Origin of the sequence: Burkholderia sp. BCC1640, assembly GCF_902833125.1 — a bacterium.
GTDB lineage: Bacteria > Pseudomonadota > Gammaproteobacteria > Burkholderiales > Burkholderiaceae > Burkholderia > Burkholderia diffusa.
The window spans coordinates 35,904-51,045 of sequence record NZ_CADFEF010000017.1 but is presented as its reverse complement, the minus strand read 5'-3'; the positions used below and the strand labels follow the sequence as shown (position 1 = coordinate 51,045).

Genomic DNA, 15,142 nt, shown 5'->3' with positions numbered 1-15,142 from the left:
GCATCAACTCCCGCCTTCGATTCTCAAGTCACGACGCCATTCAATTTGCTCTTGGCAAAGATTTTTCTTTACACCGATCACATCGGCTCCATTGGAACTTTCTCGGGATTGCGCGATGCATCACGCAGGTACGGATCGAATGCATCTACGGCGCATTCAGCTTCGATTTCTGCCGGCCACTTCGGAATCTTGCTCGTGCGCATGGCAAACCATCGACCCAGCGATGCCACGAAAAAGACTGGCGAAAGCAATATTTGGCCGATCGGCTGACCATTCAACGAAAAGAACATGTATCTGAGGCCGGCCGTGTATTTCTCCCGTCGCTCGGCAATATCGTGGCACCAGTAAACGTCGCGATAGACTGACGCAGGTCCCTCCTCCATATATCGGCGAATGAACTCCCAACAATGCTCCAACTGCTCCACGAGCACCGTGTCGCCAGGTAAAGCAAATGTTTCCAGGACGGTTTCTCCGTCCTTGTCAAGCACATGACCACGGATATCCCAGTTTTGTCGGCCCACCATACGTTCACAACGCCCGAGGGTGAAAAATATATCACCCCACTTTTCCTTCAATACAGTTCCATTTCGCCTGAACACATACACCATTCCTTTTTTATAATTAAATCTCAATGGAAAGTATGTCCAAGAAAACGTCTCCCTTGACAACATCCACGCCATAAATATCCAGTATGGAATCCACACCCCAAGAAAAATAGATAGCGAAATAAATTCCAGACCAACCCTAGAGAACAGAGGGATAAAAAAAGCGAAAACCGGGATTACCATGCCAATCAAGCAAAACGCCGCCATCGTTCCCCGATATATAAACCAACGATCAACGCACTCCAGATACGTCGAGTTCATTTCGACAACTGAAATGTTATAGAACGGCGAAATATCGAGTCGCTTCTTCTGATGAAATTGATTCGATCTCTCCTCATTGGTCAACTTTCGATTTATGCTGTATTTCTTTGCATAGAGTCCCGTATAGTCCATATCAAGCTCCGGTTGCCATCTTCAGTTCGTTTAGTTCCTCCTCCAAATTTTTATAGCGATCCTTCCTATCCAACGCGCCCCAATAGCAACGTTTTAGCCATTTATCGATCTTGTCATCCTGCAAAAATGTGGAGATCCCGCCAGCACCAATGAAAACCAAGGTTGCGACAATTACCCCAATTACAGATTCAGCAGCCAACAGGAATGCCGCAACAAGGCCCGAGACAGCGGACACACTCAACGCCAAACCTAATAAATAGTTTCTTTGTTGAATAGCTTCAACGGCATTTTTTCCATCCCAAAATGCGTTAATTCCGGCGGCGAAAATTCCAAGTGCCTTTGATATGAGTCTAAATATCTTTCCAGCCATCCCCAACACCGCCGCCCTCCCCTTCAACAAAGTCGTCTCGACCAAATTGCCAGCAGCTCTGGCTATGGTGTCCGCGACGGTGGAGCCCAACGCGATCACAGCACTACCTAATCTGAACTGACTCTCTAGCTTGTCGCCCTTCATCGAACCGGCCAGATCTATCGATACCTTCTGATAGGCAGCCCACTGGAAAAGCCCCGCCAGCATGTTGCCGATAAACGGTATTGCCTTGCCTGCCGTTGCCACCCTTTGCGGCACATTGATCCGCTCCCGCCATGCGGACAGATTCAACCGTTCGATCTCCTCTGCGGAATGAAGCGAATTCGCAAGCCATTTGGCCTGCTCACTCTTGCTCAGCCCTTTCGGCATGCCTTTGATCGCCTCTTCATCGATCATCACAAGAAATTTCGACCTGACAACCGTGCTCATCGGCTCTCCTCGAATCTGAAGGCGACGCAATGCGAGCGACACTTCTCGCTGGATGGCGTTTTCGCTGGGCTTCTTGATACCGGAAGATTTCAGGAGTTGGCGAATAAGCGACGCTCGATATGCCTTATACGAGCCGGTCAACTCGACGGGCACAACCGGCCGGCCGCTGACAACACCGCACGCGACGAGGGCATGTCGGACCGGCCCATCAACTGCGCTTTGCAATGCCTGGGTGATCGACCCGCCAAGCGATGCCAGTAACTTCCCTATCACTTCGGGGGCATGCTCGGCTACGCCGTCAATGGAGTTGTTGAACGCCAGTATCAGACTGTCCCAGCCGACTGTTTTCCACATGACATCTGGCTTGAGGCTTTCCGAAAATATTTTCTTGTTGCTCTCAAGATTCAGGACAACGCCGCGAAGCACCAGATTCTTGTCATCGGAGATCACGCCGTTCAACCAGCGCTCGTATAACCGCGCGCAAGGCTTGAATTGTTCCGTGCCCTGGATACATGCGGTGAGAACGCGAGCATAGACGAGCCCGACTTCCGCGGAAGCGCTATCGTGTGTGCAATCCAGATGGTTCCGCATCTGGCTACTTGTCATCCACTGAACGTGAGACACCGCCAACGGATGCAATGTCCGTTCGCTGAACCGGCCATATTCCTGGTTGAATTCGTTTTGCCACTGCGCTCGAGCGGGTTCGTCGTAATCGACCTCATACTTCTTCCACGATTTCGACGAAACACGACTCAAGTCCGCCGGTGTGGCATCGGGAAGCTTCGGGGGATTTGCCACGTAGATCATGCGCCCGACCCCATCCGGTACGTAATGCCCGTCTTGCTCCAGTTCGTCACCTGCGGCGATCTCATCCATTTCCGCACGATCAGTGACAGCAGCCTGGAGACTCAGAATTGCGGTGGAGACGCTCAATTTTCGGGAACGATCGGCAACGGCCATGAATCCGCCGTGAAGCTCGATGGCTCTGGCGCCGATTTCCGCCGCGATCCCGGCGGGATCGTCGATAATCAGCACGGCCCCGGGTTTCGGCCCCAATGACGTGGCGGCGTGTAACAGCCCATCTGTTGTCGATGCCCGCGAGTTGAACCCATAAGGCGAAAACGCGAAGGTTTCAACCTTTGACTTCGTCGAATACTCCGCCACGATCGACGCCACGTTATCCAAACTTCGCGCGTTCGGCGCCTTGCGACTTTCCATCCACTTCTTCACATCGAATACGCGCATATGGCGGCTTCGATACGCCTCGTCCTGATTGAGTTGAAGCACCCGTGGCGTCCATTCGGCAACGGAATAGCCGACCCATATCCTTCCAGCGCTTTTTGGTTCTTTTACGGTAATGCACGCTGCAATTTCACGGTGCCCCGTCTTATTACATGGTTCTCGGCCCTCCACGTAAGCACCGTTCAATGGCACACCAACCGGAACCTTCATCAGATATCCGAGCGGCGTGATCCAGTACTTCTCCCACATTCCTCGTTCGTCGTACACGTACAGAAAACCGTTGCGTAATGTCCGACCCGTATAGGCGGCTGCCCCTGTCAGTGGAATCTTCTTCCCCCCATCGCCGTCAGCAGGTAGCAGATCGGCCGGCAGCATTGGTCCACCTGAATCCGGGTGCATGATTGCCGCTCGAACCGGGAGGATCGCTAACCCCTTTTTCTCACAAAACTCGCAATCGTCGAGCGCAGCCGCCTTCGCCCTGGCCAGTGCAGTTAAAGAAGAACTTGCGTTGGTCACGATACCTCCCGTTCTCGATCAATCCGTTCAATGTCTGCAATTACATTGCTCCACTCATTTTCCGGAAACAACTCAGTCGCCTGGGCATAGGCTCCCGGTGTCGCCGCAGCAACTCGAAGGTGCGGCGCCAATTTCGGATGGCTGGTGAAGCTCCGACCGAGGAGGCAGCCGTGTCGCGCAAAGGCCATGCAATCCGATGCGCCCATAAGGCCAAACTCACTCTGCGCGGTACATAACCATTGATTGATCTCCTGACTAAAGCGCCACAGCTGCTTCATCTCAGTGACCTCGGGCATTGTCGCGAGTGTGCCGTTGACCAGTCCGACGTTGGTCAACGCAATCGACTGAGCCTCGTCGAGCTTGCTCCATTCGACCTCCGGTCGGCTAGTGAACTCGAGCTCATGCCACAGGCCGTGGAAAGGCACCCACCAGCGGCTTATACCGTCACAGAGAGCGGCAAGATGCGGAAGCGGCAATACCCACAACAGATGGAGAAATACGGCGGGGTCTGCAAAGCGCAGCAGAACATGCGAATCATCATCGAGCGTCACAGTGACTTTCCCTGCCAACTGACGTGCTTGCGCCTCGGCGCTCAAATCGCTGCAAATCAACATAGCTGACGCAATCTCAGGGGGGGCGACCGCCAGAGACTGCGTAATCTCTTCACGCTGACTATCGTCAAGTTGATCGAGACGGAGCACTACCGGGAGCAAATGGCGTTCATTTTCAAGCCAGTCGGGCACGATGTCGTGCCAAGGCAAATCACCCCTCCAGTCCCGGACGAGGAGGCGATCGGCCAGCAGGTGAGTGCTGGCCGACATCGCATCGTTAAGTGTGCGGCTTTGCATGTGTCCCTCAGGAGAGCGGCACGATTGCCGCGTGCTTGACTGCCGCCTTGACCATACTCATTTCGCAAACCTTGAGTTCAGCGGCCGGTATACCCTCAGACGCGCTTCTCGGCCCCGGCATCTCGTGAATTGCCGCGTAGGATTGCCACTGCCCGGGCGTGCCGTTGGTAATGCCCGAGTTATTGAGCGTGATGAAACTCTTCCCGCCGCGCAGCGATAGTTCCTCTTCAGCCCAGATTTCGATCTTGGTCGCGGTCTGCCTGATCCGGATTTTTGCCATCAGGTTAATGGTGTCCTTGAGCGATTCAATGTCAATTGAACCTGCGCCGGCAATCAGCTTGATTCCGGCGTCGTAGACGAAAATCCGCAATTTTTCCTTGATGGTTGCAAACAGTGAGCGTCCGGTGGCAATGCCGAGATGCTCACCCGTCGTCAACGCGAGATGCTCGCCGCTTGCGATATGCGTGCTACCCGCTGTTGTAGCTTGAATACCAGCTGGACTGGCAAGCGTAAGGTGTGGCTCAGCAAACTCTGGAAACGGGTCACTGCTCGATTTTGCTCCGCCCCGGATTGCATCATTCTGTGCATTCAACGCGGTTGTGACCTCACTCTGATCACTATTCACCTCCTGCGCGTGGTTCTGCTGAGCCAGTTGTGCGAGTCGTTCGTGCGTGTCACGCGCTTCTACAAGCCGCTGGACGGTTTCGCCCATCCCTTTGACATGGCCCTCCGCATCCGACCGCGCCTCGGTGGTGACCAACATTCCCAACGCCGAACGGACCACCCCCCACAAACCGGTCGCGAGCTCAAAGCCGCGACCGCGTTCCTCTTGCCGCCCCGCATTCCCCGCAATACGCGTGATGTACCCCAAATTCAACTGCGACGTGCCTTCGTCACTCGACAGGTGCGCCTGAATTCTTCCGTTCGTATCGTCGAAAGCCAGCGTATTCGCCCGCCGAGCACCGATCTCCTTGCTACGAAAACCGGCAAGCGTCTGGTTCTCCGGTAAAGCAAACGGCGGCATGTTGAACGCATTCACAGCACTACCGACGATGATCGGCAAGTCAGGATCACCATTCGCGAATGCAACCTCTACCTCATGGCCGCGGCGCGGCAGGAAGATGCCGCCGAACTGATCGCCATGCCATGCACCGGCAACGCGCACCCAGCAGCTTGAACGTTCATCGTTGTCGCCGAGCCGATCCCACAGGAATTGCAACTTCACTCGACCGTACGCGTCCGTCCAGATTTCCTGGTTCTCCGGACATGTCACAACGGCATATTCGACGCCGGTAATGCGCGGCTTCGCGATCGTGCGCGGCAACCGGAATGGCTCATGGGTCGGCTGCAGCACGAAGTCTGCTTCGCAGTGGTAACGCTGACCGGAACCCGATGCCTCGCCAACCTCTTCGATCGTCAGCTTGCAGCCGATGACCGCATACTCCCGGTTGGCTGCGTTCTGCGGATAGTGCGTCAGCACAAAAGTCTGGCCGACGACCAGTCCGCGCAGATTGCCCTGCCCGGAAGCCCTGAGCCCCTGGCAGCGATACGCCTGCATCTGCACGAGCGTCAGGTATTCCGCTTCCGTTCGCGGCTCATTGGACGCGCCCGACAAACCTCCCATACCCGCCTGCGGCTGCGCATAGTCGGCCCACGTGTAATGCTCCTGATGAGCGAGCCCCGTATCGCGCGGATCTTCTCGCCCAACCGTCAGATCGGCGCGCGGTCGCGTGTAGTCGTAATCGACACTCGTGACCGCGCCGGTCGTCAACGCATTCGAGATCGACAACGCGTGAATATGCTCCTCGTCGACACGCCGGCTGTTGGGGGCTTCATAGCGGATCGTCGCGTAGGCTTCGCCGTGCGGCTTGAGCGCGGCGATCGCATCGCACAAGACCAAACGATGCTTGCCGTCGGCATGCTCGAAGAAGTAGAAGATGCCCCACTCCTCCCACAACCGCTGCAGGAACGTCCAGTCGCTTTCGTGGTGCTGGCGCTGGATGTCCCGCTTGGGCCAAACGTTGTTCGGACGCGGCGGCGTCAGCCGCTTATCGACCGGAAACAGGTACGTCGAGAGCACCGCGTCGGTGATCTCGATCACGGACATGTCCTGGAAGATTCGGCAGTCGCAGTTCTTCGTCGCCAGCCAGAGCCACGGTCGAAGCGTGACCGCGTACACGATCGATCGACCGTCTTCTCGCAGGATGGATGCGCGGGAGACGATTCCGGTGATCTCGCGCGTGCCTGCGCCGATGTTCGCCATTCCAGCGTTGCCGGCGAGGCCACGAATGAAATGCCCCACGCCTTCGAGCTGAATCGAGACGGTCAGCTCGGTGCCGATCAGCTTGTCGAGATCGATATTCGCGGCAATGCTTTGCGAGAAGCCGAGTTCGTCGGGGGTTTTCAGCTCGAGTGTGTACTCGAACAATTCGCCAACGGCTTCGCCGCCGGTAAGCTTCACCGGCGTGAGGATCGGACGATCACCGTACATCGGCATGGCCGCGCCGCAAACCGACAGCGTCCGTGGTGAGTCAAACAAAGCCATCCCGACATCTCCATTGAATCGATCGAGCCATCGACTCTCGATGGCAATCCAGCCGCTTCGAATCCGTCACGCTTATGCGCGCACGCCCCACAACTCCAATCTCAACGACGGGAACTCACCCGCCACGTGCAACGCGATACCGCCGTGACGCACGACTTCCTCCCAAAGCGGCCCGCCTTGCGTCAACTCGTAATAGATGTAGCCCGCGTTGAACGGGATCTGCCGCGGGGGCACCGGCAGCGCCTGCAGACCGATACCCGGCAAGTGACTGCGGACAAGGCTCGGCAACCTTTCCGACGGCCCGGCCTTCGCCTGCGCCAGGAATTGCTGCTTCAGCACGTCAGGCGGCATCGCCGCGTGAACGGCGAGCACCAACGCGGTAAAGCCCTGCATATCGACCGGATCGACCACCGCGTTGCGCATCCCGTGCCCGCGATCTTCGAATGCAATGCTCTGCGCGCTGCGCACCAGCACGGCGTTCAGCAGCCGGTGCGTATCGTCGACAACCGGCTTCAGACACAGATGCGGCGTCGTGTGCTGATAAGGCGGATGTGTGTCGAGCGGCCGCCGCGTATCCGTGCGCAGATGCGTCGACAGTTCGCCCGCCATGCTGATCAGCAGCGCATAAACATCGGCCGGCGATACGGCCGGCACCCGCAGCAAGTGCTGCAGCAACGGCTCGTAGCGGTTCAGGATCTGCAGCAGCAGGTAATCCGTAACCGTCGCCGCGCTCGCTGTCGTCTCGTCCGTGCCGGCGAGCCGTTCAGCAAGCGCATTCGCACGCAGATGCGCGAGATCGTGGATTTTCGTCACCCAGCTTGCGAGGAGGTCGCTCGCGCCATAACCGGATACAGGCGGTACAAGCGTGTCGTCGAGCTCGATACTGCCGTCCGCGCGGATCGTCTTGACACGCGTGAGTGCGAGGCCGATCCATGCATCGCCCAGTTCCTTTTCCGGCATCAGGCGCAGGCGCAGATTCGACAGTTGCACGGCCTCGGGGGCAAGACCGATCGAATTCGTGTCGCGCAATTCCGTATCGAACACCAGGTAGCGCGCCAGGGAATCCGCGCTGTTCTCGAACGTCGTTTCTTCACAGTTCGGCAGCCGGACCGGCACCGCGAGATAGATCACCTGATCGAGGTGTTCGGGCCGAATCGTCAACGGAGGCGGCGGAGGTGTATTGCCCGGCGCATCGAACGGCGTGCCGTCGGCGAACACGCCGGCGGCCGTTTTGACGATCACCTTCCCGAGCGCCAGCGACTCCAGGTCGAGCGCATAGCTCGCGAAGCCGAAAAAGAACGGCGACAACGGGGTCGCACGCATATGCGCGTATTTCTCGAAATAGCGATCCTGTTGCTGGAACAGTTGTGGACGGAAAAACAGCCCCTCCTGCCAGGCAACCTTGGCATACCAACTCATACGTGTTTTCCGATTGTCCGTGCGAAAGATGGGCCATACCCATCATGTCTGGCCGCCAGGTCCAACTCGGACCTGGCGGTGCGAAGCGCCTGCATTTTTATGCCATCCACTCAAATACGCGCCATGAGATCGATCAGTTGCTGACCATTCGCGTGTGGTTCATGCAGTGCGCGAGGATCTTGTATAAAAAGACGAAGTAACCGATGCCCAGCGTGACGATCGAGATCAGCGTCCAGATCACGATCTTTCCGATCATCGTCGCCAGATCCATCGTGCACTCGAGCCTTCCCACTACCTTGCCGTCTGAATTGACGGCGACCGTTCGACTGATCACGAATCGGTACAGGTAGTACGGATAGACGAACAACGCGAGACCGAACGTGACAATCGAAAGAAGGATCCAGATAACAGCGTGTCCGATGATGTCGGTGACTGTCAGTTCCGATTTCAAATTGAGATTGCTCATGCTTTTATTTCTTCCCCGTCTCCCGCACGCTGACTGCCTTGGCGTCGAGAGCAATGTCCAACTTCAGTTTTGGTGTGAAAAAGCGATACCACGCCTTGTCGGGACCAGTCGGTATCGTGTAAACGACTCGCCAAACCGAGTTGGGAAGATCCCGATAAGCCGCGATCACGCCGATGGCCGTCGTATCCGCACCGGAATACCGCACGATCTTCTTGTGCTCGCCCGGACGCAGCTGCAGTTCGTCACGCTTCACGACGTCATCGCCCAATACCGTCTTTTCCTGCGTCTGTAGCGTGAAAAAGTCGGCTGTGCCGAACGCGATGTCGTTCTTCAGTTCATAGATGCGAACGACGATCGGCGCGGCCCGACCGCGATCGTCAGGGTTGACGTCCGGTCGCGCGTTGACCGTCAGGTCAAACCGAACCGGCACCTTGGGCTTCGGTTCGCCGCTCGCACAGGCCGCAAGAATCACGACGCCGGCAAGCGCGGCGGCAGTCAGGATCGAACGCATGCAGATTTCACCTTGAATGCAGCAAAAAGGCGCTGCGCGCACGCCGAGACACCATTGCGCACACGCAACACCTCGCCGACTTACGCTTCCTTGTTGCCCTTGATGTCGAAGCCGGCCGTCACCGCGCCGCCGCTGCCGCCTTGCGCGTTCTGCACGACATATTCCTGCTTCACTTTCGCGAACGACAACGCGACCGTCTCACGACTCTTCTCTGCGTCGCTTTTGCTGCCGGACGGCTTCACGCGCGTGACGATCACGTCGCTCATCGTGATCTTCAGGTACTCGAGCGGGTTGCCACCGGCCTTGCGCATCACGAGCGTCGCCTGATCGATATGCTTGCCGGTCAGCGCGTACTTCATCAGGTTCGGGCTCGCGCGATCGATGTTGTGTTCGAACGTCAGATCCTTGACCGTCGCCTTGCCCGCGCCGCCACCGCTTCCGGCATGCATCGTCGATTCCTGAGTGATTTCCCAATCCCAGTTCAGGACTTCGATCTCGTCCTTGTGCTTGTCGTCGAGCGATTCACCGTTGATACCGTCGATCTTCAGAAAAATGTCCTGCGCCATACGTAGCACTCCTTTACTTACATGAGTAGAAAAAGGCCGTTCACCACAAAATGAAACGCTTGAATGCCCGGCCCGATGGGATGGGTTAGCTTCCGCTTACGCCGCTTCCTTGATCGACGGAAGCTTCGTCACGAGCCGCAGCGAGACCGTCAGCCCTTCAAGCTGAAAGTGCGGACGCAGGAAGAATTTCGCCTGGTAATAGCCCGGGTTGCCCTCGACGTCTTCGACGAGGACTTCCGCCGCGGCGAGCGGCCGGCGCGCCTTGGTGTCCTGCGACGAGTTGGCGGGATCCGCGTCGACATAGTGCATGACCCATTCGTTCAGCCAGCGCTGCATGTCCTCGCGCTCCTTGAACGCGCCGATCTTGTCGCGCACGATGCACTTCAGGTAGTGCGCGAAGCGCGAGCAGGCAAACAGATACGGCAGGCGGGCCGACAGGTTCGCGTTGGCGGTCGCGTCCGGATCGTGATACTCGGCCGGCTTCTGCAACGACTGCGCGCCGATGAAGGTCGCGTGATCGGTGTTCTTGCGATGCACGAGCGGAATGAAACCGTTCTTGGACAGTTCGGCCTCGCGCCGATCCGAGATCGCGATTTCGGTTGGACATTTCATGTCGACGCCGCCGTCGTCGGTCGGGAACGTATGACACGGCAGGCTCTCAACCGTACCGCCCGACTCGACGCCGCGAATCAGCGAGCACCAGCCATACTGCTTGAACGAACGGTTGATGTTGACGCCCATTGCGTATGCGGCGTTCGCCCAGCCGTAGCGGCTGTGATCCGAGCCGTTGGTGTCTTCTTCGAAATCGAATTCGTCGACCGGATTGGTCTTGGCGCCATACGGCAGCCGTGCGAGGAAGCGCGGCATCGTCAGCCCGACATAACGAGCGTCTTCGGTATTGCGCAGCGAATTCCACGCCGCATATTCGAGGTTCTGCGTGAAAATCTTCGTCAGATCGCGCGGGTTCGCCAGCTCCTGCCACGACTCCATCTGGAGCACCGACGGGCCGGCCCCCGTGATGAACGGCGTGTGAGATGCTGCGGCGACCTTTGCGATCGATCCGAGCAGATCGACGTCGGGCGGCGTATGGTCGAAATAGTAGTCGGCGACGATGCAGCCGTACGGCTCGCCGCCGAGCTGGCCGTATTCCTGTTCATAGATCTGCTTGAAGAGCGGGCTTTGATCCCACGCCAATCCCTTGTACCGACGCATCGTTCGGTGCAGCTCGGTCTTCGAGACGTCCAGGACGCGAATCTTGAGATGCTCGTCGGTTTCCGTATTCGACACGAGGTGGTTCAAGCCGCGCCAAGCCGATTCCAGCGCCTGGTAATCGTCGTGGTGCAGGATCAGGTTGATCTGTTCGGAAAGCTTGTGGTCGATTTGCGCAATGATCGCCGCGATGCTCTTGTAGGCGTCGTCGCTGATGGTCGCGGTCTGCGCAAGCGCCTGCTCGGCGAGTGTCTGGACTGCGGATTCAACCGCCTCACGCGCCTGGTCGGTCTTCGGACGGAATTCCTTTTCCAGTAATTGCGTGAAGTCGGATTGAGTGGCCGTCTGCGTTTGCGCGGCCTGTGCGTGTTGCTTCGCCATGGTGGTCATCCTCGATCGGTTCGTCGGTCAATTGGCTTCGTTCTGGTCGACGGCACCCGCTTCGTGATGCTCGGGCTTCGGCGCAGCAGCCAGCGATTTCAGGAGCGCCGGATCCTGCAGCAGCTGTGTCACGAGCGCTTCGGCACCCGACTTGCCGTCCATGTAGGTTTGCAGGTTCGCCAATTGCGTGCGAGCCTCCAGCAACTGGCGGAGCGGTTCGACCTTGCGTGCGATGGCGGCCGGGGAAAAGTCCTCCATGCTCTCGAAGGTCATGTCGACCATCATCTGGCCTTCGCCCGTGAGCGTATTCGGCACGGCAAACGCGACGCGCGGCCGAATGGCCTTCATCCGCTCATCGAAGTTGTCGATGTCGATTTCGAGGAATCGCCGGTCGGACACCGCCGGAAGCGGCTCGACCGGATGCTTGCCCGACAAGTCGGCCAGCACACCCATGACGAAAGGCAGCTCGACCTTCTTCTCCGAGCCGTAAACCTCGACGTCGTACTCGATCTGCACGCGCGGCGCACGATTGCGCGCAATGAATTTCTGCGAACTGCTGGAAGCGGACATGGACAGGTTCTCCTGAACAGTGGGAAATGGACAGCGCTTAGCCAAGCGGCTCGTCCAAGCGAGAAGGCGTTGCATCGAAGGTCAGCGCCTGCGCGGGGTCGGCGGCCGGGTCGGCAACACCGACCGCAATGCGCGCGAGCTCACCTTTCGACGCGAAGGCATCGAGCCAGAGCGCCGACAGGCGCGGCAGGATGTGTTGTTCGACGAAACCGATAAGGACGCGTGCACCGGTTTCCTGAACGAGACAGCGACCGACGATGTAGCCGACCACCGCATCGTCGAACGTGAGCGCGATGTCGTGAGCGTCGGACATCCGTTTCACGACGCGCCCTAGGTGCAAGCGCACGATGCGAGCGAGCGCGTCGTCGGCCAACGGCCGGTATGGCACCACCGTCACACGGCCGACGAAGGCCGCCGGGAAGGCTTTCAGCAACTCGGGGGCAAGCGCCTCCCGCAAGCCGTCCTGGTCCGGTGCGAGCGCGGGATCGGCACACAGGCTCGCGCTCAGGTCTGCGCCGACATTGCTCGTCAGCAGGATCGTCGTGTTGCGGAAATCGATATGACGGCCGTCGCCGTCTTCCATGTAGCCCTTGTCGAACACCTGGAAGAACATTTCGTGCACGTCGCCATGGGCCTTTTCGACCTCGTCGAGCAGGACGACCGAATACGGACGGCGGCGCACTGCTTCGGTCAGCACGCCACCCTCACCATATCCGACGTAGCCCGGCGGCGCCCCCTTTAGCCCCGAAACGGTGTGCGCTTCCTGATACTCGCTCATGTTGACCGTGATCAGGTTTTGCTCGCCACCGTACAGGGCCTCGGCCAGCGCCAGCGCGGTTTCAGTCTTGCCGACGCCCGACGGGCCTGCGAGCAGGAACACGCCCAGCGGCTTTTTCGGATCGGTCAGGCCGGCTCGTGCGGTCTGCACGCGTTCGCCGATCAGGCGCAGCGCGTCGGTCTGACCGACCACGCGCGCCTCCAGCGTTTCCGACAACCGACGCACTGCGTCGAGTTCGTCCGTGACCATGCGGCCGGCAGGGATACCCGTCCAGTCGGAAACAATCTCCGCGACGATTGCCGCATCGACCTCCGGAAACACGAGCGGCGCATCGCCCTGCAGCGTCAGCAACGCCTGTTCGAGTTCGCGGAGCTGATCGCCCGATACCGGCTCGTGCGCCATATCGCCACGCACGGTTTCACGTGCGGCAAGCAACGCCTGCGCGGCCGCCGTCTGTTCACGCCAGCGGACCTCGACCGCAGCCTCGTCCGCTGCGAGCGCGGCGATGCGTTCGCGCACGCTTTCCAACGCCTTGCCTACGCCCAGCCCGATACGAGCTTCCTGCGCGAGTAGCGCCTCTTCCGTACGGACGGCAGCAAGCCGTTGACGTACATCGTCGAGCTCTCGCGGCGTGGCATGCTGAGACAGCGCCACGCGTGCGCACGCGGTGTCGAGCAAGCTGATCGCCTTGTCGGGCAACTGGCGCGACGGGATGTAACGGTGAGACAACGTCACTGCACCGCGAATCGCCTCGTCACGCACCACTACGCCGTGATGCGCCGAAAACGTTTGCACGAGCCCCCGCACCATGTCGACGGCAGCGGCCTCGGACGGCTCCGCGACCTGGAGCACCTGAAAGCGTCGCGTCAATGCGGGATCTTTCTCGATATGCCGCTTGTACTCGGCCCAGGTCGTCGCGCCAATCGTGCGCAGCGTGCCGCGCGCCAGCGCCGGCTTCAGGAGGTTGGCGGCGTCGCCCGTGCCGGCCTGGCCGCCCGCGCCGATCAGCGTGTGGATTTCGTCGATGAACAGGATGACCGGCACCGGCGACTTCACGGCCGCTTCGAGTAACGCCTTCAGTCGCGCCTCGAATTCCCCCTTCATGCTGGCGCCCGCCAGCAACGCGCCGACATCAAGGCTCAGCAGACGCACATCCGCAAGCTTCGGCGGCACGTTGCCCGACGCGATCGCACGCGCGAGACCCTCCACCACGGCCGTCTTGCCGACTCCGGCTTCACCGGTCACCAACGGATTGTTTTGTCTACGGCGCAGCAACACGTCGATCATCGTGCGAATCTCGAGTTCACGCCCGATGACCGGGTCGATCTCGCCGGCACGCGCACGCGCCGTCAGATCCGCGCAGTACTGATCGAGTGTGCCGCCCTTCGGCGTGGCCGGCATCGCACCGGACGCTTCACCCGGCGTGGCAGGCAGATATTCGCTATGGTCATACGGGCCGTCGTCCGCTTCCGGCGAGCCGGCTATCCAGGCTGGCAGAACGTCGTCGACATCACCGACCGGGATTTTGCCGAACGCCGGAGAGATCTCGAGCATGACGCGTCGCAGTTCGGGTGTGGACACGAGTGCCGCGATCAGCCACGCGCCGCGCACGCGGCGATCGCCGTATTCGAGCGTCGCGAGCACCCAGGCACGCTCGATCGCCGATTCGATATGCCACGAAAAGTCGTTGATCGAGCTCGCGCCGGCCGGCAAGGCGGCCAGTGCCCGAGCGAGATCGCGCTCGAGCCCATCGCGATCGATCGCCGCGTGACGCACGATCCGTTGAAGATCGCCGTCCGGTTGTTGCAACAACTGATGCAGCCAGTGAGCGAGTTCGACGAACGGATTTCCGCGCAACTTGCAGAAATTCGTCGCTGACTCGATACCCCGGTAAAGCTGGACCCCGAGCTTACCGAATAGCGCTTGGCGAGAAATGGTCATGATGATCTTTGTTGTTGGCCGCAATGGTTCCAAGCACCATGCAGCGTCTCTCAGGACTGCTATACAGACTATCTTCCGGACGACCTCCGGAAACACTGACACGCCCCCTCTCTATTCAATTCAATCTGCCAATCAAATAGAAGGCGCATTATCGGCACGAATTGCAACTTCCGTCAATGCGACAAATCAGCAATACTTCCCAATAACATCCCCAAATTCACTTTTTGCAAATCTCCATCGTCCCACACACAACCTCAGTGCGACGCTCGACTTCAGACCCAACCGATCACCCCCAAACACACGCGCACAAGTCCTTGTTATTTTGAGATAAATTCATTTTTCTCGCGAATTAA

General features: G+C 58.8%; 11 protein-coding genes. All 11 read right to left on the bottom strand.

The window, feature by feature from the left end; genetic code table 11:
* Positions 1-77: 77 nt before the first annotated feature.
* The 11 genes from HWX25_RS19325 to tssH all read right to left on the bottom strand — a co-directional run bounded on the left by HWX25_RS19325 (position 78) and on the right by tssH (position 14,789).
* Positions 78-998 carry a DUF6708 domain-containing protein gene (locus HWX25_RS19325; protein ID WP_175909772.1) on the bottom strand — a complete coding sequence of 307 codons (921 nt, stop codon included), beginning with the start codon at positions 996-998 and terminating at the stop codon, positions 78-80.
* 1 nt (position 999) lies between these two features.
* Positions 1,000-3,555, bottom strand: a complete 2,556-nt coding sequence (locus tag HWX25_RS19320) for a T6SS effector BTH_I2691 family protein (protein ID WP_175909770.1) — start codon at positions 3,553-3,555, stop codon at positions 1,000-1,002.
* Positions 3,552-4,403 carry a DUF4123 domain-containing protein gene (locus HWX25_RS19315; protein WP_175909768.1) on the bottom strand — a complete coding sequence of 284 codons (852 nt, stop codon included), beginning with the start codon at positions 4,401-4,403 and terminating at the stop codon, positions 3,552-3,554. The genes HWX25_RS19320 and HWX25_RS19315 overlap by 4 nt, the downstream gene beginning before the upstream one ends.
* 7 nt (positions 4,404-4,410) lie before the next feature.
* Positions 4,411-6,948 (bottom strand): type VI secretion system Vgr family protein, encoded by a 2,538-nt coding sequence (tssI, locus tag HWX25_RS19310; RefSeq protein WP_175909765.1) that lies wholly within the window; start codon positions 6,946-6,948, stop codon positions 4,411-4,413.
* Between the two features lie 72 nt (positions 6,949-7,020).
* Positions 7,021-8,367 (bottom strand): type VI secretion system baseplate subunit TssK, encoded by a 1,347-nt coding sequence (gene tssK, locus HWX25_RS19305; protein WP_175909763.1) that lies wholly within the window; start codon positions 8,365-8,367, stop codon positions 7,021-7,023.
* 133 nt (positions 8,368-8,500) lie between these two features.
* Positions 8,501-8,833, bottom strand: a complete 333-nt coding sequence (locus tag HWX25_RS19300; RefSeq protein WP_059692579.1) for a DUF6693 family protein — start codon at positions 8,831-8,833, stop codon at positions 8,501-8,503.
* 4 nt (positions 8,834-8,837) lie between these two features.
* Complete coding sequence (gene tssJ / locus HWX25_RS19295) at positions 8,838-9,344, bottom strand: type VI secretion system lipoprotein TssJ (RefSeq protein ID WP_175909761.1); 507 nt, start codon at positions 9,342-9,344, stop codon at positions 8,838-8,840.
* An 80-nt stretch (positions 9,345-9,424) separates the two neighbouring features.
* Positions 9,425-9,910, bottom strand: a complete 486-nt coding sequence (locus HWX25_RS19290; protein WP_059447502.1) for a type VI secretion system tube protein Hcp — start codon at positions 9,908-9,910, stop codon at positions 9,425-9,427.
* A gap of 96 nt (positions 9,911-10,006) precedes the next feature.
* Complete coding sequence (gene tssC / locus HWX25_RS19285) at positions 10,007-11,500, bottom strand: type VI secretion system contractile sheath large subunit (RefSeq protein WP_175909757.1); 1,494 nt, start codon at positions 11,498-11,500, stop codon at positions 10,007-10,009.
* Positions 11,501-11,527: 27 nt separating this feature from the next.
* Positions 11,528-12,070 (bottom strand): type VI secretion system contractile sheath small subunit, encoded by a 543-nt coding sequence (gene tssB, locus HWX25_RS19280; protein WP_059447500.1) that lies wholly within the window; start codon positions 12,068-12,070, stop codon positions 11,528-11,530.
* 37 nt (positions 12,071-12,107) lie between these two features.
* A complete protein-coding gene (gene tssH, locus HWX25_RS19275; RefSeq protein WP_175909912.1) occupies positions 12,108-14,789 on the bottom strand; it encodes a type VI secretion system ATPase TssH in 2,682 nt (893 codons plus the stop codon).
* Positions 14,790-15,142: the final 353 nt, after the last annotated feature.